The sequence below is a fragment of the Bartonella taylorii 8TBB genome (assembly GCF_902825155.1).
In the GTDB taxonomy this organism is placed as follows: domain Bacteria; phylum Pseudomonadota; class Alphaproteobacteria; order Rhizobiales; family Rhizobiaceae; genus Bartonella; species Bartonella taylorii_A.
In genome coordinates, this window is record NZ_CADEAG010000236.1 from 1 (window position 1) to 213 (window position 213).

A 213-nucleotide genomic window follows, 5' to 3' on the forward strand; every position below is an offset into this window, starting at 1 on the left:
GTAAAGGCAGCAAAGAAAGAGAATGAAGCAGTTAATAAAGGCCAGCTTGATGCAAGCTTGAAGGATCTTTCTAATAACCTTCAGTCTGATGGTTCAGCTGTAGTTCATTATGATAAAAATGCAAAGGATGAAACTGATTATACGAGTGTTACTTTTGGTAAAGGAAAGGATTCTGTGGCTGTTGGTCTGCATAATGTTGCGGATGGTAAGATT

General features: G+C 38.0%; 1 protein-coding gene. It reads left to right on the forward strand.

What is annotated here, in order from left to right:
- The coding region (locus J7R13_RS09450; RefSeq protein WP_208438365.1) for a hypothetical protein at positions 1-213 on the forward strand (213 nt) is incomplete at both ends.